Source organism: Phytopseudomonas punonensis, from assembly GCF_900142655.1.
GTDB classification, from domain to species: domain Bacteria; phylum Pseudomonadota; class Gammaproteobacteria; order Pseudomonadales; family Pseudomonadaceae; genus Aquipseudomonas; species Aquipseudomonas punonensis.
In genome coordinates this window covers 15404-35384 of sequence record NZ_FRBQ01000014.1, presented here as the reverse complement: position 1 = coordinate 35384, position 19981 = coordinate 15404, and the positions used below count along the sequence as shown (strand labels likewise).

General features: G+C 61.7%; 20 protein-coding genes and 1 pseudogene. 7 read left to right on the top strand and 14 right to left on the bottom strand.

The genetic code is table 11. The features are described from left to right. The first annotated feature begins 95 nt into the window (after window positions 1–95). Window positions 96–545: an Rrf2 family transcriptional regulator gene (locus BUC40_RS21755; protein ID WP_073268779.1), complete on the top strand. Its 450-nt coding sequence runs from the start codon at window positions 96–98 to the stop codon at window positions 543–545. Window positions 546–562: 17 nt separating this feature from the next. On the opposite strand, the gene BUC40_RS21750 is transcribed toward BUC40_RS21755, so the two are convergent. Both BUC40_RS21750 and BUC40_RS21745 read right to left on the bottom strand, forming a co-directional pair. Further along, window positions 563–964, bottom strand: coding sequence for a hypothetical protein (locus BUC40_RS21750; RefSeq protein ID WP_073268849.1), 402 nt, complete (start codon window positions 962–964; stop codon window positions 563–565). A gap of 68 nt (window positions 965–1032) precedes the next feature. After that, window positions 1033–2670 carry a methyl-accepting chemotaxis protein gene (locus tag BUC40_RS21745; protein ID WP_073268777.1) on the bottom strand — a complete coding sequence of 546 codons (1638 nt, stop codon included), beginning with the start codon at window positions 2668–2670 and terminating at the stop codon, window positions 1033–1035. Window positions 2671–3004: 334 nt separating this feature from the next. Here BUC40_RS21745 and pgm point away from each other — a divergent pair, with 334 nt between their 5' ends. Further along, entirely contained in the window at window positions 3005–4669 is a 1665-nt protein-coding gene (gene pgm / locus BUC40_RS21740; protein WP_073268775.1) for a phosphoglucomutase (alpha-D-glucose-1,6-bisphosphate-dependent), read from the top strand. 68 nt (window positions 4670–4737) lie between these two features. Here the strand turns inward: pgm and BUC40_RS21735 are convergent, their stop codons facing one another. The 6 genes from BUC40_RS21735 to pstS all read right to left on the bottom strand — a co-directional run bounded on the left by BUC40_RS21735 (window position 4738) and on the right by pstS (window position 9960). Continuing rightward, entirely contained in the window at window positions 4738–5370 is a 633-nt protein-coding gene (locus BUC40_RS21735) for a hypothetical protein (RefSeq protein ID WP_244160681.1), read from the bottom strand. Then, on the bottom strand, window positions 5370–6071 hold the full coding sequence (locus tag BUC40_RS21730; protein WP_073268773.1) for a hypothetical protein: 702 nt from the start codon (window positions 6069–6071) through the stop codon (window positions 5370–5372). Before BUC40_RS21730 ends, BUC40_RS21735 begins: the two co-directional genes overlap by 1 nt. Window positions 6072–6169: 98 nt before the next feature. Beyond that, window positions 6170–6931, bottom strand: coding sequence for a phosphate ABC transporter ATP-binding protein PstB (pstB, locus tag BUC40_RS21725; RefSeq protein WP_244160682.1), 762 nt, complete (start codon window positions 6929–6931; stop codon window positions 6170–6172). Between the two features lie 76 nt (window positions 6932–7007). Then, window positions 7008–7901: a phosphate ABC transporter permease PstA gene (pstA, locus tag BUC40_RS21720; protein ID WP_073268769.1), complete on the bottom strand. Its 894-nt coding sequence runs from the start codon at window positions 7899–7901 to the stop codon at window positions 7008–7010. Continuing rightward, complete coding sequence (pstC, locus tag BUC40_RS21715) at window positions 7898–8866, bottom strand: phosphate ABC transporter permease subunit PstC (protein ID WP_073268767.1); 969 nt, start codon at window positions 8864–8866, stop codon at window positions 7898–7900. The genes pstA and pstC overlap by 4 nt, the downstream gene beginning before the upstream one ends. Before the next feature lie 62 nt (window positions 8867–8928). Next, window positions 8929–9960, bottom strand: coding sequence for a phosphate ABC transporter substrate-binding protein PstS (gene pstS, locus BUC40_RS21710; protein ID WP_073268765.1), 1032 nt, complete (start codon window positions 9958–9960; stop codon window positions 8929–8931). A 227-nt stretch (window positions 9961–10187) separates the two neighbouring features. Between pstS and ppk2 the strand changes: the two genes are divergently transcribed. After that, entirely contained in the window at window positions 10188–11105 is a 918-nt protein-coding gene (gene ppk2 / locus BUC40_RS21705; protein WP_073268763.1) for a polyphosphate kinase 2, read from the top strand. Window positions 11106–11177: 72 nt separating this feature from the next. On the opposite strand, the gene BUC40_RS21700 is transcribed toward ppk2, so the two are convergent. Then, window positions 11178–11528, bottom strand: coding sequence for a hypothetical protein (locus tag BUC40_RS21700; RefSeq protein WP_073268761.1), 351 nt, complete (start codon window positions 11526–11528; stop codon window positions 11178–11180). Between the two features lie 245 nt (window positions 11529–11773). Here BUC40_RS21700 and BUC40_RS21695 point away from each other — a divergent pair, with 245 nt between their 5' ends. Genes BUC40_RS21695 through BUC40_RS21685 form a run of 3 tightly spaced genes read left to right on the top strand, consistent with a single transcriptional unit; the run spans window position 11774 to window position 13149 of the window. Then, entirely contained in the window at window positions 11774–12331 is a 558-nt protein-coding gene (locus BUC40_RS21695; RefSeq protein ID WP_073268759.1) for a cysteine hydrolase family protein, read from the top strand. A 60-nt stretch (window positions 12332–12391) separates the two neighbouring features. Continuing rightward, window positions 12392–12727 (top strand): hypothetical protein, encoded by a 336-nt coding sequence (locus tag BUC40_RS21690; protein WP_073268757.1) that lies wholly within the window; start codon window positions 12392–12394, stop codon window positions 12725–12727. Between the two features lie 35 nt (window positions 12728–12762). Then, complete coding sequence (locus BUC40_RS21685) at window positions 12763–13149, top strand: hypothetical protein (protein WP_073268755.1); 387 nt, start codon at window positions 12763–12765, stop codon at window positions 13147–13149. Window positions 13150–13192: 43 nt separating this feature from the next. Here BUC40_RS21685 and BUC40_RS21680 read toward each other — a convergent pair whose 3' ends face one another. After that, window positions 13193–14467, bottom strand: a complete 1275-nt coding sequence (locus tag BUC40_RS21680) for a glucarate dehydratase family protein (RefSeq protein ID WP_073268840.1) — start codon at window positions 14465–14467, stop codon at window positions 13193–13195. 131 nt (window positions 14468–14598) lie between these two features. Here BUC40_RS21680 and BUC40_RS21675 point away from each other — a divergent pair, with 131 nt between their 5' ends. After that, window positions 14599–15498, top strand: a complete 900-nt coding sequence (locus BUC40_RS21675; protein WP_073268753.1) for a LysR family transcriptional regulator — start codon at window positions 14599–14601, stop codon at window positions 15496–15498. A 271-nt stretch (window positions 15499–15769) separates the two neighbouring features. Here BUC40_RS21675 and BUC40_RS21670 read toward each other — a convergent pair whose 3' ends face one another. The 4 genes and pseudogenes from BUC40_RS21670 to BUC40_RS21655 form a co-directional block, all read right to left on the bottom strand. Continuing rightward, window positions 15770–16438: a TIGR04211 family SH3 domain-containing protein gene (locus BUC40_RS21670; protein WP_073268751.1), complete on the bottom strand. Its 669-nt coding sequence runs from the start codon at window positions 16436–16438 to the stop codon at window positions 15770–15772. A 222-nt stretch (window positions 16439–16660) separates the two neighbouring features. Beyond that, the gene (locus tag BUC40_RS21665; protein WP_073268749.1) at window positions 16661–17875 is read right to left on the bottom strand and encodes an MFS transporter; all 1215 of its coding nucleotides are present in this window, start codon (window positions 17873–17875) and stop codon (window positions 16661–16663) included. A gap of 192 nt (window positions 17876–18067) precedes the next feature. Then, window positions 18068–18967: a LysR family transcriptional regulator gene (locus BUC40_RS21660; RefSeq protein WP_073268747.1), complete on the bottom strand. Its 900-nt coding sequence runs from the start codon at window positions 18965–18967 to the stop codon at window positions 18068–18070. Between the two features lie 54 nt (window positions 18968–19021). Then, window positions 19022–19898, bottom strand: a pseudogene (locus BUC40_RS21655) (LysR substrate-binding domain-containing protein). Between the last annotated feature and the right edge of the window lie 83 nt (window positions 19899–19981).

The window sequence follows — 19981 nt, the reverse complement described above, 5'->3', positions numbered from 1 at the left end:
ACCATAAGTTACGTTAAGGAAACGCGTCAACCTCTCGTAACTTTATTCATTACGAATCATACTCGCGGCGACTGCCTCTGCCCTGAGACGCCAAAATGAGAAACGACACCCGCCTGTCGCGCATGCTGCACGTGCTGATTCATATGGATCGCCACGAACAGCGCACCACCTCGGAGACCATCGCCCGCATGCTGGAAACCAATCCGGTGGTGGTGCGACGCACCATGGGCCTGCTGCGTGACAAGGGCTATGTCACCTCGGACAAGGGCCACAATGGCGGCTGGGCGCTGGCCAAACCGCTTACCGAGATCACCCTGCTGGACATTCATCAAGCGCTGGGTTCGCAGTCGATCTTCAGCATAGGCCTGGCGACCGATCACCCCACCTGCCTGGTCGAGCAGGCCGTCAATCAGGCCCTCGAAAATGCATTCGATGAGGCTCAGCAATTGTTGCTGCAGCGACTGGGTTCGATCACCGTGGCGTCGCTCGCCGATGATTTCGATGCGCGCTATCAGGCGCTGGAGTCGCCCTGCAAGACGCTCTGAGTCTTGCGGCGTGATAATTACAGATCGCGGAACAGGTCGTTGGCATTGAGCAGTGCGTAGGCGATTTCCGGGCGCCGCTCCAGGCCACGACGAATGGCTGCGGGTATCGCCTGCCGGGTCTTGCGGCACAAGCCGGGGAAGGTTTTCACCTCGATGGCGATGCCGCGCATGCTGCGCACTTCGTTGAAACCCGGCGCCACCTCGACGCGAATGCCGAGCTGCTCGAACATGCGCTGCTGCATACGCTCAAGATCCTCGAGGCTGGCGAGGTTCTCCAACCGTTCGAGCAGGCGTTTTTCCTCTGCCTTGGTCAGCAGCAGGATGCGTTGATCGCCAGCTGCGGTTTCCAGCAACTGCTCACGCTCGCAGTCGCAAGCGCCCGGTGGGCAGGGATGACGGATCGGTACGGACGAATTCATGGCCTGCATCATAGACAGGCAAACGGCTCATTGACCATGGTCAACGAGCCGTCAGTCGCCCTCGCCTGTCAGGCACTGAGTTTGAAGCGCCCTACCAAGGTGTTCAGCCCTTGTGCCAGGTGCGCCAGCTCGCTGCAGGCTGCGGCGGTCTGATTGGCACCCGAGGCGCTCTGGATCGACAGGTCGCGAATGCTCACCAGGTTACGATCCACTTCGCGAGCCACATGGGCCTGCTCTTCCGAGGCAGTAGCGATTTGCAGGTTGCGTTCGTTGATCATGCCGATGGATTCGACGATTTGCTCCAGGGCAACACGCGCCTCATCGGCGACCTCCAAGGTATTGGTCGCTTCCTGGCTGCTGCCGCGCATCGCCTGCACGGCCTTTTCGGTACCGGCCTGGATCGCACCGATCATCTGCTCGATTTCTTGAGTCGACGCCGAGGTGCGGTGCGCCAGGGCACGCACCTCATCGGCCACCACCGCAAAACCACGGCCATGATCGCCTGCACGGGCCGCCTCGATGGCGGCGTTGAGCGCCAGCAGGTTGGTCTGCTCGGCCACGTTGCGAATCACGTCGAGCACTTTGCTGATATCGCGCGCCTGGTCTGCCAGCCCTTGCACCTGATCGGAGGCCTGCTCCACGTTGCTCGACAGGTTGCGGATCGCCGACACGGTACGTGCAACGTGCTGGTTGCCGGCATTGGCCGAAACGGTCGACTCACGGGACGCATCCGATGCACCGTTGGCATTGCGCGATACTTCCTCGACTGCCGAACTCATCTGCGTGACCGCCGTGGCTGCCTGGTCGATTTCGGCGTTCTGGCTTTGCAGGTTGCGAGTGCTCTCCTCGGTGACCGAGGCCATTTCCTCAGAGGCTGCTGCCAACTGGATAGACGATTCACTGATCTGGCGAAGGGCCCCGTTGAGGTTCTTCTGCATGGTCGCCTGGGCGGCCAACAGGCGCGAGGCTTCGTCATTGCCGGTAACCAGAACGGTACGAGTCAAGTCGCCGGAGGCAATGGTTTCGGCGCTCTGCAGCGCTTCTCGGATCGGCGTAGCGATGGAGCGGGTCAACAACATCGCCAACAGAATGGTCAGCAGCACCGCGACGCCAATGGTGATCAGCACACCGTTGCGCCCATGTTCGAAGATGCCGTGAGCGTTGACGCCGGCCTGCTTGGCACCCTGCATGTTGTAGTCGGTTAGCTCATCGAGTTGCTGCTGCAACGCATTGCCGGCATCGCGCACCTGGCCGTTGGCCAACTCCAGCGCCGGCGGCAGCTGCTTCTGATGGAGGAAGTCGACGATCTGCTGTTGCCCGGTGAGGTAGGTCTGGGCACTGGCGCTGACGCGGCTGAACATCGCGCGCTCGGCATCGGTGGACACCATGTGCCGATCATACTGCTCGAGCACCTGCTGCAGAGCGCCGCGATATTTCTGCGCGGCGCTTTCGTCGATGGTCTGCTGCGTGGTGTTCTCGACCACAGCCAGCATGCGCAGAGTTTCCAGGCGAACGTTGAGCAGATCCTTCTGCATTTCGCCAGTGGCCTGGATGCTGGCCATCCAGTTGGTCTCGATGTCCTGCTCGGCCTCATAGAGGTCACCGAGTTTGAATAATGAAAATACGCCCAGCACCATAACCAGCAAGGTAATGAGTGCGAAGCAGAAAGTGGCCCGAGGGGCGATATTGAAGCTACGAAGGTTCATGGTGGCACCATATGAAGGGCGTGTTACCAACCATTCCCTGTCGGCTCAGCAGACGCGCTACCGATGTTTTGGCAGGCACAGCCAAACAGTATCAAAGTGCCACCAAATAACACGTCAATTAAATCTATCGGCGCCCCACAAAAGTCCGCATAACTGCAATGGATCCTGACCAACCGGCCAGTAATCTACTACTGGCGCTTTATTCTGCAATCTTTATCATCCGCGACCATGAGTATGGGGAACTCCAGACCACTGCCGTGGTGTCGAACCCCGAGTCCGATGCCTCGTGCTGCGCCAGCCGCCAGGCCCCTCTACCCCATCAAAGGAACGATTGATGAGCATCCACAGCACCGCGGGACGTCTTCCCGACGAGCACAGCCTGACCAACCTGCCGCGCCTGGTATCGCGTTACTACAGCGAACGCCCAGACCCTAGCGATCCCGCGCAGCAAGTGGCATTCGGCACCTCGGGCCACCGTGGCTCGTCACTCAAGAGCAGCTTCAACGAATGGCACATCCTCGCCGTGACCCAGGCGATCTGCGATTACCGCCGCGGCCAGGGCATCGACGGGCCGCTGTTCATCGGCATGGACACCCACGCGCTGTCCGAACCGGCCTTCGTGTCCGCGCTGGAAGTGCTGGCCGCCAACCGCATCGAGACCCGTATCGATGCCGGCTGCAGCGAGACCCGCGGCGAGCCGGGCTACACGCCGACACCGGCAATCTCCAAGGCGATTCTCGATTACAACAAAGGCCGCAGCAGCGGCCTGGCCGACGGCATCGTCATCACCCCGTCGCACAACCCGCCTGCCGATGGCGGCTTCAAGTACAACGCCACCAATGGCGGCCCGGCAGACACTGGCGTCACCAAGTGGATTCAGGAGCGCGCCAACGAATTGCTGGTAGCGGGCCTGAACGGCGTGCAGCGCATCGACTACGCCAGCGCCCTGAAAGCACCGACGACTCAGCGTCACGATTTCATCGAACAGTACGTCGGCGATCTCGAGCAGGTACTCGACCTGCAGGCAATCCGCGGTTCGGGCCTGAAGTTCGCGGTCGACCCGCTCGGCGGCGCCGGTGTGCATTACTGGACGCGCATCACCGAGCTCTACGATCTGCCGCTGGAGGTCTTGTCGACCCGCATTGACCCGACCTTCCGTTTCATGCGCGTCGACTGGGACGGCAAGATCCGCATGGACTGCAGCTCGCCCCATGCCATGGCCGGTTTGATCGAAAACAAGGACCGCTTCGATGTGTCCTTCGCCTGTGACACTGACCACGACCGCCACGGTATCGTCGCCCGCTCGGTAGGCCTGCTCAATCCCAACCATTACCTGGCCGTGGCCATCGAGTATCTGTTCACCCATCGTCCGCAATGGGCTGCACAAGCTGCCATCGGCAAGACCCTGGTGTCCTCCTCGATGATCGACCGCGTGGCCAAGGGCATCGGCCGCGAGGTGGTCGAAGTGCCGGTGGGCTTCAAGTGGTTCGTCGACGGGCTGATCGAAGGCCGTTTCGGCTTTGGCGGTGAAGAGTCCGCCGGTGCCTCGTTCCTGCGCAAAGACGGCAGCGCCTGGTCCACCGACAAGGACGGCATCATCCTCGGCTTACTGGCCGCGGAAATTACCGCCGTGACCGGCAAGGATCCGGGCGAGCGCTACCAGGCACTCACCGAGCGCTTTGGCGCGCCGGTTTACCAGCGTATCGACGCCCCGGCAGACCGCGAGCAGAAAGCGCGCCTGAGCAAACTCTCGGCGTCCCAGGTAACCGCCAGCGAGCTCGCCGGCCAGCCGATCACCGCGATTCTCACCGAGGCGCCAGGCAACGGCGCGGCCATCGGCGGGCTCAAGGTGGTGACCGACAACGGCTGGTTCGCCGCCCGCCCATCGGGCACCGAGGATGTCTACAAGATCTACGCAGAAAGCTTCGAGGGCGACGCCCACCTCAAGCGCATTCAGGACGAAGCCAAGGCGCTGGTCGACAGCGTGCTGGCAGGCTGAGCACTAGACTAAAGAAAACGCCCGGCATCAGCCGGGCGTTTTTTTAGATCGGGTTGAAGAGCCTGAACTCAGGACGAATAAACCTCCGTCCCCCGCACAACTTTGGGCCGGCGTACCGCTTGCTGCCGACTCATCTGCCGTTGCACCTGCGCCACGGCGCCCAGCACCTGCTGCGCCCATTGCTGATCATCAGGGCGCACCACCACTACGCGAAAGCCATGATGCTGGCCTTCAATCTGCACGCCCTCGGAATCATCGACATGCAGGTCGATATCAAACGCCGACGGCAACTTCGAGGGCGCATGCGAGAGCCCGCGCGCGGTCAACGCATGCTTATGGCGCACGCTGTTCACCACACCATCGACATGAATGCCGTGGAGCATCAGCCAGCGGCGGATATAGGCAGGCGTGCGCCCGGACGAGGTGTAGACCCACACGCTGCAGTTTTGCCGACGCAGCTCGCGAATCAGCGAGCGGGTACCAATGCGCAGCGGCTCGCCGAGCCAGCGATGGATGAACGCCGGCAGCCTGCTAGGCTCGGCATCGCTATGCAGGGCCTGGCAAGCCAGGGTGTCGTCGATGTCGAAGGAGATACGCAGGCGCTGACGCTTGAGCGAAACCAGTGGCACCAGACCTTTGAAGGTCTGCAATGTCGGCAGGTCAGTGAGGCGAGAAAGACGAGCTGCAAAACGCTTGTTCATCACGCCTCCCACTGCTGTGCGGCTGCGAGCTTTTTCTCGCTGAGGAAGAATTTCTTGCGCTCAGGCGACTGGTCTTCCAGAAAGGCTGCGTATTTCTTCTTGATCTTGGGCAGTTCGTACAAGGCCTTGACACCGTGTTTGGCGGAATTGCGGATCACCGACGAAGGATTGAAGTAGCCCTCGGCATTTTTCAGGGTCAGCACGAAAGGCGGCTGGCCGTCGCGCATCAGCAGGTAGCTGACGATCAGCGAGCCAGTGCGGTTGTTGCCTTCGATAAACAGCTGCGGTTTGCTGAGAATCCGCACATAGACGCCAGCGGCACGCTTCCAGACCGATTCGCTGCGGTGTGCGCAATACCAGTTGAACACGTCTTTGATCCCGCCTTCGATATTGTTGAAGAAGTGCGCTTCCGTCGCCGCCAGGTGCTGGGCAAATTCCTGGCGACCCGCTGGGTTTTGACCACACAAGACGGTGGCATTGAGCTCCAGCATCAGGTTCAGATTCTGCAACTCGAACAGATCGATACCGCGGGCGACATAATCGTCAATCAGCGCATAGCCCTCAAGCACATTTTCCAGCACTTCATCGGTCAACGGATCACGCGGCTCGGTGAAGCGCCGGCTGAGCTCGGCAAAGCGGCTCTGCACCTCACGCAGTGCGTGCTCCACCGCAGGTAAATCAAGGCGACGCTTGGCAGGCATTGGCACTCCTGAAAAGTTTTGAAACGGCAAAACGGCCGGATAGCCGCTGGAGCCTTTTGGGCTCGTGACGGTATTCGGCCTGCAACGAGCCTCGGCAGTTAGCTGAACTTGCCGCTGATGTAGTCCTCGGTCATTTTTTCGCGGGGGTTGCCGAAGATCTGCTCCGTCGCGCCCATCTCGACCAGGTAACCGGTTCGGGTGCCCTGGGAGATATCTACCGAGAAGAACGCCGTGGTATCGGCCACACGAATAGCCTGCTGCATGTTGTGGGTCACCAGGGCGATGGTGTAATCCTTTTTCAGCTCGACCATCAGCTCTTCGACGCGACGCGTGGCGATCGGGTCGAGCGCCGAGCAGGGTTCGTCGAGCAGCAACACTTCCGGCTCGGTAGCGATGGCACGGGCGATACACAGGCGTTGCTGCTGGCCGCCGGACAGCGACAGGCCGCTGACCTTGAGCTTGTCCTTGACCTCATCCCACAGCGCAGCGCCTTGCAGGGCGTGCTTGACGCGATCACCGAGGTCGCCCTTGTAGCGATTGAGGCGCAGGCCGAACGCGACATTGTCGAAGATGCTCATCGAAAACGGGTTGGGCTGCTGGAACACCATGCCGATGTAACGGCGCACCACCACCGGATCGACGCCCTTACCATAAACGTCTTGGCCGAGGAAGTGCACGTGGCCCTCGAAGCGGAAGCCTTTGACCAGGTCGTTCATGCGGTTGAGGCTGCGCAGCACGGTACTCTTGCCGCAACCGGACGGGCCGATGAAACCGGTGATCTTGTTCTTCTCGATCGGCACATGGCTGTCGCGCACAGCAAGGAAGTTGCCATAGAAGATTTTGTCCAGCTTGCAGTCCATGACCACGGGTGCGTGGGTCTCGAACGGGGCGGCTATTTGTGCAGATAACTGGTTCACTATCAGAGTGCTCCCATTCTCAATACTTGGGCTTGCCGAAAATACGGCTGATGACATTCACCATGAGCACGATCAACACCAGCACCAGCGAGGCGGCCCAGGCGAGTTCAAGCTGGTTGTCGAATGGCATGCCGGAGAAGTTGTAAATGAGTACGGCAAGCGATGCCGTGGGATTCATCACGGCCAGTTCGCCGTCGTGATAGATCCAGTAATTGCTGAACAGCGCGGTGAACAGCAGCGGCGCGGTTTCGCCAGCAGCGCGAGCTACAGCCAGCATCACGCCGGTCAGAATCGCCGGCAGGCCGGTCGGCAGAATGATCTTCCAGATCACCTGAGAACGGGTGCAGCCCATACCGTAGGCGGCGTCCTTCATGACCTTGGGCACCATCTTCATCGCCTCTTCGGCGGTCAGCACGACGATGGGCAGCATCAGTACCGCCAGCGCCACACCACCGGCCGGGGCCGAGTAAGTACCCGTGGTAACAACCACCAGCGCGTAGGCGAACACACCGGCGAGAATCGATGGCAAGCCGGTGAGCATCTTGGCAGCGAAGCGTGCGGCGTTGGCGAGCTTGCTGTGCGGCCCCAGCTCGGCCAGGAAAATCGCCGCCAGGATGCCGACCGGTACGGCGATGGCAGCGGCGATGCCGACCATTACGAAGGTACCGGCCATGGCGTTACCAAAGCCGCCGCCAGTCTCGAAACCGGTAGGTGGCAGTTCGGTGAACACTTCCAGGCTGAGGCGCGCGCCGCCGCGGGTGATCAGCATGTAGAGCACGGAGAGCAGCGGCACGCTGGCCAGCAAGGCAACGAGCCAGACCACGCTGGTCAACATCAGGCTGCGCAGCGCGCGGCCTTCGAAGCGGCGCTGTAGGCTCGGCATTTCGACGGCAGGAGCATTCAGGTTAGTCATTGTTTGTTCCCCCGCTGGGCGTAGACCATCAACATCGAACCGATGATGTTGACGATCAGGGTGATTAGCATCAGCACCAGCGCGGCGTACATCAGCACCTCGACCTCGCGCGGCCCCGCTTCCGGGAAGTTCAGGGCCAGCAGCGCTGCCAGGGTATTAGCCGGGGCGAACAGCGACAGGGAAATGCTGTTGGCGTTACCGACCAGCATGGCCAGTGCCATGGTTTCACCCAGTGCGCGGCCAAGGCCCAGCACCAGAGAGCCAAAGATGCCGGTCGCAGCGGACGGCACCATCACCTTGAGAATCGCTTCCCAGTGAGTGGTGCCCATGCCGTAGGCGGCCTGCTTGGTCTTCATCGGCACACTGGAAAGTGCGTCCTGAGATACAGCCGCGATGGTCGGCAGAATCATGATCGCCAGCACCAGTGCGGCAGGCAGCAGGCCCGGGCCGCTCAGCGAGGTGCCGAAAAAAGGGATCCAGCTAAGTTCGGTGTGCAGCCAGGTGGTCAGCGGCCGGATGGCCGGGATCACCACATAGATACCCCACAGGCCGTAAACGACGCTGGGGATGGCCGCCAGCAGCTCGACGATGGTGCGAAACACCGCAGCGAGCTTGGCAGGCAAAAAATCCTGGGTCAGGAAGATGGCCATGCTGATGCCGAAGAACCCGGCGATCAACAAGGCGATAAAGGCGCTGTAAAGCGTGCCCCAAATGGCCGGCAAGATGCCGTACTTGTTCTGATTGACATCCCAGACGGTACCGAACAGTACGTCGAAACCATACGCCTGCATGCCGGGCAATGCCTTGCGCCCGACCTCGAAAATCAGGGCGAAGACCACCGCCAGAATCAGAACCACGCCCACTCGGGAGAGTGCGCGGAAGGTGCGGTCAACCAGAAAATCCTTCGTGGAAGGAGGCTGACACGCAGAATCAGGATTGTCTGGAACAACGAAAGGGCTGGTCATTGGCTAATTCCGACGCAATTGCAGGCCCCTTGCGGCGTGCACCGCAAGGGGCCTGGCGAGCATTACTGGATGTTGGCAGACGCTTTGCGAACCTGATCGACGACCGATTGCGGCAGCGGGATGTAGCCCATCGAGTCGGCGATTTTCTGACCTTCGGTCAGGCTGTACTCGACCATCTCACGCAGGGCTTTGGCCTTGGCCGGGTTGCCGTTGTCCTTGCGGAAGATCATCCAGGTGTAGGTGGTGATCGGGTAGGACTTGGCACCGTCCGGGTCCGGCAGCCAGGCCACCAGGTTTTCCGGCATATTCACTGCGGCGAGCGCTTCGGCACCGCTTTCAGCGTTCGGCACTACATATTGACCGGCCTTGTTCTGCAGCGCGGCGAAGTCGACCTTGGCCAGTTTGGCGAAGCCATATTCGATGTAGCCGATGGAGCCCGGGGTCTGGCGAACGGTAGCGGTCACGCCATCGTTTTTCGGCGACTTGATGAACTTGTCGCTGCCAGGCCAGTTGACCGTGTTGCCCTCACCCAGCTCTTTCTTGAACTCGGCGTTGATGGCCGACAGGTGCTTGGTGAATACCGCAGTGGTGCCGCTGGAGTCAGCGCGCACGACGACGGTGATCGGCAGATCAGGCAGTTTCAGCTCAGGGTTGGCAGCCACGATTTGCGGGTCGTTCCACTTGGTGATCTTGCCCAGGAAGATATTCGAGTAAACGTCGCGCGGCAGCTTAACGCCCTTCGGGTTGCCTGGCAGGTTGTAGGCCAGAACGATTTCGCCCGCCGTCATCGGCAGCAGCTGTACGCCTTCGGCGACCTTGGCGATATCTGCGTCCGACATTGCCGAGTCGCTAGCTGCGAAGTCGACGGTCTTGTTCAGAAAATCCTGTACACCGGCACCGCTACCCTTGGATTGGTAGTCAACGGTGACGCCGGGGGTGTTCTTGCTGAAATCCTTGAACCAAGTCAGGTAAATCGGTGCTGGGAAGCTGGCACCAGAACCGGTCAAGCGCACATTTTCCGCGGCGAAGGAGACCGAACTGGCACAAAGAGAAACCGTGACGGCGATGGCGGCAGACTTGATTAGCTTTTTCATTAGGGACTCCTTGTGAGCGGGAGCCAGCACTTTGCATCAATCCTATGAAGCTTTTGTGACAAGTACTGGCTGATCGCCCACGCGTTGCTTTTTAGAGCGTTAAAAAGCCGCCAGAGAGGGAGCTCGCCGCTATTCGGCCGGCCCGCGCGGTGACGCCAGCGCTTGTAATGGCCGCGTAACAAATTGCGGCTATCACTTGCCACGCATTCATCACGTGAGCCGCCGCCATGTCCTTCACCGCAGACAGCCTGATACAGCGCATCCACCGCGAGTTGCTCGACCACAGTGACGAAGAGCTGGAACTGGCGCTGGCCGAAGATGGCGATAACTTCAATGCGCTGTTCGATGAGCAGAGCCATGGAGGCAGTGAACAGGACGCCAGGCGCCAGTACTTCACAGAGCTTTTTCGCCTGCAGGGTGAGCTGGTGAAGCTGCAAAGCTGGGTGGTCAAAACCGGGCACAAGGTGGTGATCCTTTTTGAAGGCCGCGACGCCGCCGGTAAAGGTGGCGTGATCAAGCGCATTACCCAGCGCCTCAACCCGCGAGTTTGCCGAGTCGCCGCCCTGCCCGCGCCCAACGACCGCGAACGCACTCAATGGTACTTCCAGCGTTACGTGTCACACCTGCCGGCAGCCGGTGAAATCGTTCTGTTCGACCGCAGCTGGTACAACCGCGCCGGTGTCGAGCAGGTCATGGGGTTCTGCAACGCCGATCAGTACGAAGAGTTTTTCCGCACCGTGCCCGAGTTCGAAAGAATGCTCGCGCGCTCCGGCATTCAGTTGATCAAGTACTGGTTCTCGATTTCCGATCAGGAACAGCACCTGCGCTTTCTCAGCCGCATTCACGACCCGCTCAAGCAATGGAAGCTCAGCCCCATGGACCTCGAGTCGCGGCGGCGCTGGGAGGCCTACACCAAGGCCAAGGAAGTGATGCTCGAGCGCACCCATATCGCCGAGGCACCCTGGTGGGTGGTGCAGGCGGACGACAAGAAGAAGGCGCGCCTGAACTGCATTCACCACCTGCTGGGCCAGATGCCCTACGAGGATGTCGAACACCCGACCATCGAGCTGCCGCAACGGGTGCGCCGCGAAGACTATTCGCGCATCCCGACGCCGCCAGAGCTGATCGTGCCGCAGGTGTATTGAGCGCAGAACCTGTCACACCAGCACGAAAAAGCCCCGCCTAGGCGGGGCTTCTTTTTGAGCCGTTGAATCAGATCAGGCAGTGGCGCGGTAGCTACCGTCACGATTGCGGCGCGACCACATTAGCTTGGCAGCTGTCGGATTGATCGGTGCACCAGTAAAGGTTGGCAGTGTGCGATCGATCCACTGAGCACCCTGGCCTTTCCAGTTGATCTCGCCGCTGATCAGCTTACTGTCACGCATGATCTCGTGCAGCAGCGCTTCAACGCGGGTTTCACAAAATACGGTCTGACGATCAATGGCCTTCACGAAGACCACTTCATCGTCTTTGCGCAACGTCATCAGCAACATCCCGTCCGGGCGTTTTTTGAAATCGACTACGTGATCCGGGAGATTCTCGATCAGATGCTGGATGGCGTATTGCATGGCTCGTACCCTCTGAGTGGTGTTCCTTATGAGAGGGATATTGCAGAGTGCATGCCAGCTATTGAGAAAAACTAAATCCTTGATTTAAAAGGACTATTTATATAAAAAAAAGAATTGAACTATGCATCCTGCACGGTAGCCAGATTCTGGTCGTGCAAGATGCAATACTGAGGAGAGATGGGGATTAACCCTATAGATAGAGAACCACTCCAGAAGTGCCCTTCCACCCGATATAAGGCATTGCCATGACCCAGCCCACCCTGATCATCATCGACATGCAGCGCGGCATGCTCGAGCCAGCAGCCGGTGATCGCAACAATCCCGATGCCCCGGCACGCATCGGCGAACTCCTGAAGGAATGGCGGGTGGCTGGCGCCCCAGTGGTGCATGTACGCCATATCTCCCGGTCAACGGGCTCGCTGTTCGCACCGGGCCAGCCCAGCGCGGAATTTCAGCCGGCTCTGCTGCCTCTGCCAAATGAGCATGTGGTCGAGAAAAACGTGCCGGATGCCTTTATCAATTCCGGGCTGGAGCGCTGGCTGCATGTGCGGGATATCCAGTCGCTGGTGATCGTCGGCGTCAGCACCAACAACTCCGTGGAGGCAACCGCACGCACGGCGGGCAATCTGGGCTTCAGCACCTACGTGGTCGCCGATGGCTGCTTTACCTTTGCCAAGAGCGACTATAACGGCGTGCTGCGCAGCGCCGATGACGTACACGCCATGGCACTGGCCAACTTGCACGAGGAATACGCACAGGTGATTAACAGCCGTGAAGCCCACGACTTGCTCATGAAGCACTGACACCTGCACGCGCCCTACAACACTTACCGACCAACCGCAGAGCACCTACAAGGATCGATCATGCTCAAGACAACATTGCTATTCACTTCACTGTTTGTCGCCACCACCCTGCAGGCCCAGGAGCTGCCGCGCCCGTCACCAGAGCAAGCGACCCAAGCCATTCTGGAGATGATGCAGATGGCTGATGAGCTCGCCGGGCAGGCCAGCGTCAAGCTGGGAACCTGTATCCCCGCGCTCGAGGCTGAGCACGAAGGGCAGATCGCCTGCACCGTAGCAGTGATGATGGGCGCCGGCAGCAGTGAGACACAGGCGGACTTTTACCGCCAGGGCGAAAAATGGGTCGCCCAACCCAGCGTTTCGCAGGATCAATTGCCGTTCCCGGACCCTGCCCTGTGAAACAGGCAGCCATCTCATTGCTAGCGGGGTTCAGCATGTCAGTATCTGCAGCGGGGAACTTTCAAGAAGGCCAGGTCTGGAATTACCAGACCCGTGCGGGCGAAGAGTCTTCACGGCTCTATATCGTGCAGATAGACCCGCACGAAAAACTCGGGCCGATTTATCACATTGCCTTGGACGGCCTGAAACTCAGGAACCCACATATTGAAGGCGGCTTGCAGATCGACCTGCCCCACCTACCCATCAGCGAGGCGGCGCTGCAGAGCAGCGTGACGCAGCTGATCGATTCAGGCGCGCCAATGCCGGATATTTCCGAAGGCTACGGCCACTGGAAAGCCGCGTTCGACGCGGACGAAGGTGGCATTTTCACCATCCCCGTCGCGCAAGCGGTGGAGTACATCGAAAAAGCCGTGAACCAGTAGCAGACGCGCATGGCTTCAAGGCAGAAGCCATGCGCCCGTCAAATCAGAAGCGCGGCTTGAGCGCTTTCCAGCTCGGGTCGTACTTCTGCATCTGAGTCACGTCGTTGCGCGAGCGGATGCCGCAGGTCAGATACTGATCATTGAGTTTGGCGAGTTGGTCGTAATCCAGCTCTACGCCCAGGCCAGGAGTACGAGAGACCTTCACGCAGCCATCGACGATGGGCAGCTTGCCGCCCTTGATCACTTCCTCATCCGGTTCCTGCCACGGGTAGTGGGTATCGCAGGCGTAAGACAGATTCGGCACCGCGGCTGCCACATGGGTCATGGCCATCAGGCTGATGCCCAGGTGCGAGTTGGAGTGCATCGACACGCCAAGGCCGAAAGTGTCGCACATACGCGCCAGAATCTGCGTGTCACGCAGGCCGCCCCAGTAATGGTGGTCGGCCAGCACGATCTGCACACTGTTTAGCGCCACGCTGCGGCGGAACTCGTCGAAATCGGTGACCACCATGTTGGTCGCCAGCGGAATACCGGTGCGCTTGTGCACCTCGGCCATGCCTTCCAGACCAGGGCACGGGTCTTCGTAATACTGCAGGTCATCCCCCATCAGCTCGGCCATGCGCAGGGAGGTTTCCACCGACCAGTTGCCGTTCGGGTCGATGCGCAGTGGCGTGCCCGGGAAAGCCTGGCGCAGCGCCTTGATGCAGGCCACTTCGTGTTCCGGGCCAAGCAAGGTGCCGGCCTTGAGCTTGATGCTCTTAAAGCCGTTCTCCTCGATCATGGTGCGCGCCTGGGCGACGATCTGCTCGGGGCTGATGCCCTCCCCCCAGCGATCCGGCTTGTAGGGCGAACCCACGTGCTCGGCGTATTTGAGGAACAGGTAGGCGCTGAACGGCACTTCGTCACGCACTGCACCACCGAGCAGATCCACCAGCGGCATACCCAGCGAACGCGCCTGCAAATCGAGAAATGCTACCTCGAACGCCGAGTAGGCATTGGCCACTTGCTTGCTCGGGTGCGAGCCCGGCGCCAGTTCGGCGCCAGCGGTGCCTGGTTTCAGCGCAGCGACGGTTTTCACCACGCGGGCACGCAGACCGTTGAGGTCGAACGGGTCGAGGTCGACCAGTGAATCCTGCATGGCCTGCAGCACGCTGAGCACCGGCGCATCGCCATAGCTCTCGCCCAGGCCGATGTAGCCGTTGTCGCTTTCCACTTCGATGATCGAACGCAGGGCATAGGGCTCGTGGATGCCGCTGGCGTTGAGCAAGGGTGCATCGCGAAAGGCAATCGGTGTCACCCGTACCTGTTTGATCTTCACGTTCATTCTCCTCGAAGTGGCGCAACGGATGCTTTCAAGCGCGCCTGATTAGCAGTCGCTGCTGATCATGTACGCGGGCATTGATCCCGTCTAATCTAGATTGGCATTCGATTGATACCGGAATTAGATCAATGTTCGAGCTCGCCCAGCTGCGCTGTTTCACCACTGTCGCCACCGAACTCAACTTTCGCCGCGCCGCCGAACGGCTGAACATGACCCAGCCGCCGCTAAGCCGGCAGATCCAGCTGCTCGAACACAGCCTCGGTGTCGAGCTGTTCACCCGCAGTACGCGCAGCGTGGCGCTGACTGCGGCAGGCCGCGCGTTTTTCATCGAAGCCCAGCACCTGCTGGAGCGCGCCCACCAGGCAGCGGCCTCGGCGCGACGCTTCGCGGCCGGCGATATCGGTTCGGTGAGCATCAGTTTCGTGGGCAGCGCGGTGTATGAATTCCTGCCCAGGGTGATCGCCGAGGCCCGGCTCAAGCAGCCCCAGGTGAAGATTTCCCTGAGCGAGATGAACACCCATCAGCAGCACGAAGCGTTACGCACCCGGCGTATCGACCTGGGCATCGTGCGCCAGCCGCTATTGCAGGCTGGTTACGAAAACGAGTGTCTGGTGCGCGAGCCGTTCGTGCTGGCCATTCCCAGCGGACACCCGCTGGCCACGGTCGAGCAGATTGACGTCAGGAGCCTGGATTGCGCGCCCTTTCTGATGTACTCGCACGCCGCCTACCCACCGTTCAACGAACTATTGACCGGCATGTTCCGCTCGGCCGGCGTGGCGCCGGAATACGTGCAATGGCTGGGTTCCTCGCTGACCATTCTGGCGCTGGTCAACGCCGGCATGGGCCTGGCCCTGGTACCGCGCTGCGCCACCAACGTGGTGTTCAAGGAGGTGACCTTTCGCGAGATCGATCTGGGTGAAGGGATTCAGAGCGAGCTGCACCTGACCTGGCGCAGCAACAACGACAACCCGGCCTGCATGATGCTGCTCGAAGCGATCCGGGCGGCGGTGGCGGCAGAGGTGCACTGAGGTGCTGCACTGAGGTGCTGCACTGCTCGCTGCACTGCTCAATGCAGGCAAGCGCGCCATTTTGTGGGACCTAGGAAATGTGGGAGCGCGCCATGCGCGCGAACTCCCATCTATAAGCTGGCCCAGTTGGGTGAACATGCAGCAGTACCGAGTCGATACAACTGCCTTTCGCGGGCATGGCCCGCTCCCACAAACATGGATAACCCGAGCCTCGACTGCAGCGCTCGCCCCTGCAAACAAACGCGATGAGAAGCGCTAAAAGCCTACCGACTCAGACCCACTGATCGTTACGCTTGCGGCGCAGGCGGAACATGGTCGGTAGGATCAACCCCGCCAGCAAGCCGACACCGGCGATGCTGCCGCCGTAGACCATGTAGCGCATCAGCACCTGCTTCTGCTCGTCGCCCAGCTGGGCCTGGGCCTCACGCAGCTCCGAGCGGGCCTGGTTGAGTTCGATATCCAGGGCGCTGCGGTTGGCTTCGAGTTCGTCGATCAGTTTTTTGCGAGTCTCCAGCGTCTCCTGCATGCCCTGCACGCGGGTTTCCCAGGTTTCGTTGATGTTCTTGAGCTCGGTGCTCAGCTCGGTCACTTTCTGCTCGAGCGCTGGCAGCCGCTCGGCCTGGCCGGGCACCTCCTGCAGGTCACTGTTGGGGATCCACACCGCATCGCCGTTCTCGCCACGCACCTGGCTGTAGTCGCCCTGGGTGCGCAGCAGTTGCACGCGGGTGCCGGAACTCAGGGTGCCGACGATGCGATAGCCCTCGGTCGGGCCGCTGCGCACGTAGGTATTGAGGCTGTCACTGACCCAGCGCACGTTGTCGCTGGCCTGTTGGGCGTGGGCCGGCGCGCCGATCAGCAGCAGGCCGGATAGAACGGAGGCCCCCAGCACACGAAGCTGCGGCAGGGAAAAGGATGCAGAAAAAGGGCGGGCTAGGGACATAAAAACCATCTTCACTCGGCGGTGGAACACAACGCGACGCAGCGCGCGAATGTCGACCAGGCGAATTGTTGTACCGGTGTGCAAGGGGCGCGGAAGTGGCGCAACGCCATGTCTGCCACCGGTTTGGCCGACTGCTGAAAGACCGCAGCGAAGCAGTCGGGTTCCTCAGCAGCCGGCACATTGGCCGATCGAAGCGGCGCCCCGGCGCGCCGCTCAAGTGACTTACTTACCGGCAGCCAGGCGCTGTTCGCCGGTCGCCCTGCGCCCGAACCACAAGGCCAGAAGCAGCGCCAGAGCGGGAAACGCCCCGCCAGCCAGTGCCGCGCCCTGCCAGCCGAAGTTCTCGTAGATCGGGCTGGCGATGGCCGACCCGCTGGCGCCGCCGATGAAGATGCTGGTCATGTACAGCGCATTGAGCCGCGCCTTGCTGTTCTGCTCCAGGGCATAGACCTCGCGCTGGCCGAGCACCATGTTCAGTTGCACCGCGAAGTCCAGCAACACCGCGCACAGCACCAGGCCGATCACACCTGCCAGCGGGCTGGCCAGGGTCAGCGCGAAGGCCAGCGGTGCCAGCACCAGCGCTACCAGCGTGGCGCGCCGGGTATGGCCGGCATCGGCCAGGCGCCCGGCAATCGGCGCGGCGATGGCACCAATGGCGCCGACCAGGGCGAACAACGCGACGTGGGTCTGGGTGAAGCCGTAATGACGCACCAGCTCCATCGGCGCCACCGTCCAGAACAGGCTGAACGAGGCGAACATCAGGCCCTGATACAGCGCCCGCTGACGCAGCGTCGAGTAGCGGCGCAGCAGGCTGAACAACGACAGCAGCAGCTGCCCGTAATGGCCGCGGTTATCCGGTGCATGGCGGGGAATGGTGGTGGCGATCACCACCACGATGCCCAGCATCATCGCTGCTGCCGAGAAGTACACCGCCCGCCAGCCGAAATACTCGGCGATCAGGCTGGCCACCGGCCGCGCCAGCAAGATGCCCAGCAGCAGGCCAGCCATGATGTTGCCAACCACACGGCCACGGGTCGCTTCCGGCGCCAGGTGAGCAGCCAGGGGAATCAGCATCTGCACTGACACCGAACTCAAGCCGACCAGCAGCGACAGGCCAAGAAACAGCCCCGGCGACGTGGAAAATCCCGCTGCCAGCAGGCAGACCATCGCCGCCAGGGTGGTCAGCAGCATCAGCCGGCGACTCTCCAGCAGGTCGGCCAGCGGCACCAGAAACAGCAGGCCGACGGCATAGCCGATCTGGGTCAGCGAGACGATCAGGCTGGCCTGATGCATCGACAGCCCGACAGCGGGCGCGATCAGCTCGACGATTGGCTGGGCGTAGTAGAGGTTGGCGACGATGGCGCCGCAGCAGAAGGCGAACAGCAGCACCAGCGCTGGCGAGAGGCTGTGCGACCGGTTGGACGTGGATGTACTCATGATTACCTCGCGATAAGCCGACCTGCACGGCGGCTCGTCGGAACAGGAAACGGGTGGGATGCCCGCCGATGCCATGGCGTCACCAGCACGAGGCTGGCTGCCTGGGTGAAACAAGGTTACGAGCCCTGGCGCGAGCGGAGAATCCACCGGCCACGCAACGCAGCGTTGCGCCAGGTCGAACGCAGCCGGGTTTCAGCCCGCGAGCAGCTCACGTAAAAACTCGACGAACGCGGCCACCCGCCGCGAGCCACGCTGATTGGGCAGGTAGAGCACGCTGATGGCGCCGCTCGCCGAGCCCGGGCTGATGTCGTAAGGCTTGAGCAGCCGCAGCAGTCGGCCACCGGCGACATCGTCACGCACCAGCCAGTCGGCCAGCAGCGCCACACCCTGCCCGGCCAGCGCCGCTTCACGCAGCACGTCGGCGTTGTTGCTGTGCAAACGGCCGCGCACCGCCACCTGCTGAACCTCGCCCGCGGCAGTGAACTGCCAGCGTTGGCTGGCCGTCCCGTAATCGAAGCGCAGGCACTCGTGCGCCAGCAACGCCTGCGGCGCATCGACCGGCTCGTTGCGCGCCAGGTAAACCGGGCTGGCCACCAGCCAACGCTGGAATTCGCCAACCCCGAGGCTGACCACGTCGTCGCTGACCAGCGTGCTACCGAGGCGTACGGCGACATCGACGCGCTCACCGAGCAGGTCCACCACGTCATCGCTCAGGCGCAGGTTCACCTCGAGTTGCGGGTGCCGCTCGAGCAAACGCCCCAGGTGCGGGGCGATGAGCCGCCGCCCGAACTCCACCGGTACGCTGACATTCAGCCGACCGCGCGCCTGGCTGCCGCGATCGGCGATGGCCGCATCGGCTTCTTCAAGCGCTTCAAGAATCGCCACCGCCCTGGTGAAATACGCCTGCCCGGCCTCGGTCACGCTGACCTGCCGCGGGCTACGGTTGACCAACACACTCTGCAGCTCGTTCTCCAGGCTGCTGACCAGCCGGGTAACCGACGAGGTCGCCACGCCAAGAGACCGCCCAGCCGCGGAAAACCCGCCACAGCGCACGGTTTCCACAAAGGCTTTCAAGGCCATCAGTTTATCCATACCTGCCTCCCCTCCTCGCCCGGCGACAGTTTGCCCGGGCATCGTCCGCCGCGGTCACAACGACTCGACGAGAAAATCGGTCAGCGCCTGCAGCCGCGCGGTACGCCGCTGACGGGCCGGCACCAGCAGATTGATCGGCGCGCCGTCGAACGTCCAGTCCGCCAATACGCGCAACAAGCGCTGATTGGCGATGGCCTCGCTGACATCCCATTGCGAGCGCAACAGCAGCCCCTGATCCTGCTCGGCCCAGTGGCGGGCGACGCCGCCATCGTTGCTGAGCATCGCCGGCTCGATCCGCAGGGTGCGCAACGAGCTGCCCTTGCGCAGGTGCCAAAGCGTTACGTCATCGTCGTTCTCACGAATGCAGATGCAGCGATGCTGCGCCAACGCCTCGGGCTCCAGCGGAACGCCGTGCCGCTGGAGGTAGCCCGGGCTCGCACACAGCCAGCGCTGATTGTCGGCAAGCAGGCGAGCGGTCCAGGCCGAATCGTCGACATGACCGATATGGATGACCGCATCGCTATCGTGCCGGTCCGGCCACGGTGCCTCACGCAGATCCAGTTGCACCTGTACCTGCGGATGCAGCCGGGCGAAACGAGCCAGCACCGGCGCCACGCGCTTGCGGCCGTAACCAAAGGGCGCGGCCAGACGCAGGGGGCCAGCCAGTTGCCCACCTGGCTGGCGGAAGGAATCGGGCAGCGCGTCGAGGCGTTCAAGCAGCGCCGCGCTTTCCCGGGCAAAGCGCTCGCCTTCCAGCGTCAGGCTCAGGCGCCGCGCGTCGCGATTGGCAAGGGCCACGCCCAGCCGAGCCTCCAGTTTGCAAACGCATCGACAGCGCCGGCGCCGAGACGTTGAGCGCACGAGCCGCGGCACTGAGCGAGCCGGCATTGGCCAGGGTGGCCGCCAGGCGTAGATCCTCGATGGCGATCATTAATCAGCACTTAATGAAAGATGACGGCTGATTTAACCACAGGCTTTGCTCGCAGCCCTAAAGTGCCGCCACCACCCGCCCTG

Coding starts and splice junctions, on each gene's coding strand:
- BUC40_RS21755 (WP_073268779.1), top strand. CDS start 96: ATGAGAAACGACACCCGCCTGTCGCGCATGCTGCACGTGCTGATTCAT.
- BUC40_RS21750 (WP_073268849.1), bottom strand. CDS start 964: ATGAATTCGTCCGTACCGATCCGTCATCCCTGCCCACCGGGCGCTTGC.
- BUC40_RS21745 (WP_073268777.1), bottom strand. CDS start 2,670: ATGAACCTTCGTAGCTTCAATATCGCCCCTCGGGCCACTTTCTGCTTC.
- pgm (WP_073268775.1), top strand. CDS start 3,005: ATGAGCATCCACAGCACCGCGGGACGTCTTCCCGACGAGCACAGCCTG.
- BUC40_RS21735 (WP_244160681.1), bottom strand. CDS start 5,370: ATGAACAAGCGTTTTGCAGCTCGTCTTTCTCGCCTCACTGACCTGCCG.
- BUC40_RS21730 (WP_073268773.1), bottom strand. CDS start 6,071: ATGCCTGCCAAGCGTCGCCTTGATTTACCTGCGGTGGAGCACGCACTG.
- pstB (WP_244160682.1), bottom strand. CDS start 6,931: ATGGACTGCAAGCTGGACAAAATCTTCTATGGCAACTTCCTTGCTGTG.
- pstA (WP_073268769.1), bottom strand. CDS start 7,901: ATGACTAACCTGAATGCTCCTGCCGTCGAAATGCCGAGCCTACAGCGC.
- pstC (WP_073268767.1), bottom strand. CDS start 8,866: ATGACCAGCCCTTTCGTTGTTCCAGACAATCCTGATTCTGCGTGTCAG.
- pstS (WP_073268765.1), bottom strand. CDS start 9,960: ATGAAAAAGCTAATCAAGTCTGCCGCCATCGCCGTCACGGTTTCTCTT.
- ppk2 (WP_073268763.1), top strand. CDS start 10,188: ATGTCCTTCACCGCAGACAGCCTGATACAGCGCATCCACCGCGAGTTG.
- BUC40_RS21700 (WP_073268761.1), bottom strand. CDS start 11,528: ATGCAATACGCCATCCAGCATCTGATCGAGAATCTCCCGGATCACGTA.
- BUC40_RS21695 (WP_073268759.1), top strand. CDS start 11,774: ATGACCCAGCCCACCCTGATCATCATCGACATGCAGCGCGGCATGCTC.
- BUC40_RS21690 (WP_073268757.1), top strand. CDS start 12,392: ATGCTCAAGACAACATTGCTATTCACTTCACTGTTTGTCGCCACCACC.
- BUC40_RS21685 (WP_073268755.1), top strand. CDS start 12,763: ATGTCAGTATCTGCAGCGGGGAACTTTCAAGAAGGCCAGGTCTGGAAT.
- BUC40_RS21675 (WP_073268753.1), top strand. CDS start 14,599: ATGTTCGAGCTCGCCCAGCTGCGCTGTTTCACCACTGTCGCCACCGAA.
- BUC40_RS21670 (WP_073268751.1), bottom strand. CDS start 16,438: ATGTCCCTAGCCCGCCCTTTTTCTGCATCCTTTTCCCTGCCGCAGCTT.
- BUC40_RS21665 (WP_073268749.1), bottom strand. CDS start 17,875: ATGAGTACATCCACGTCCAACCGGTCGCACAGCCTCTCGCCAGCGCTG.
- BUC40_RS21660 (WP_073268747.1), bottom strand. CDS start 18,967: ATGGATAAACTGATGGCCTTGAAAGCCTTTGTGGAAACCGTGCGCTGT.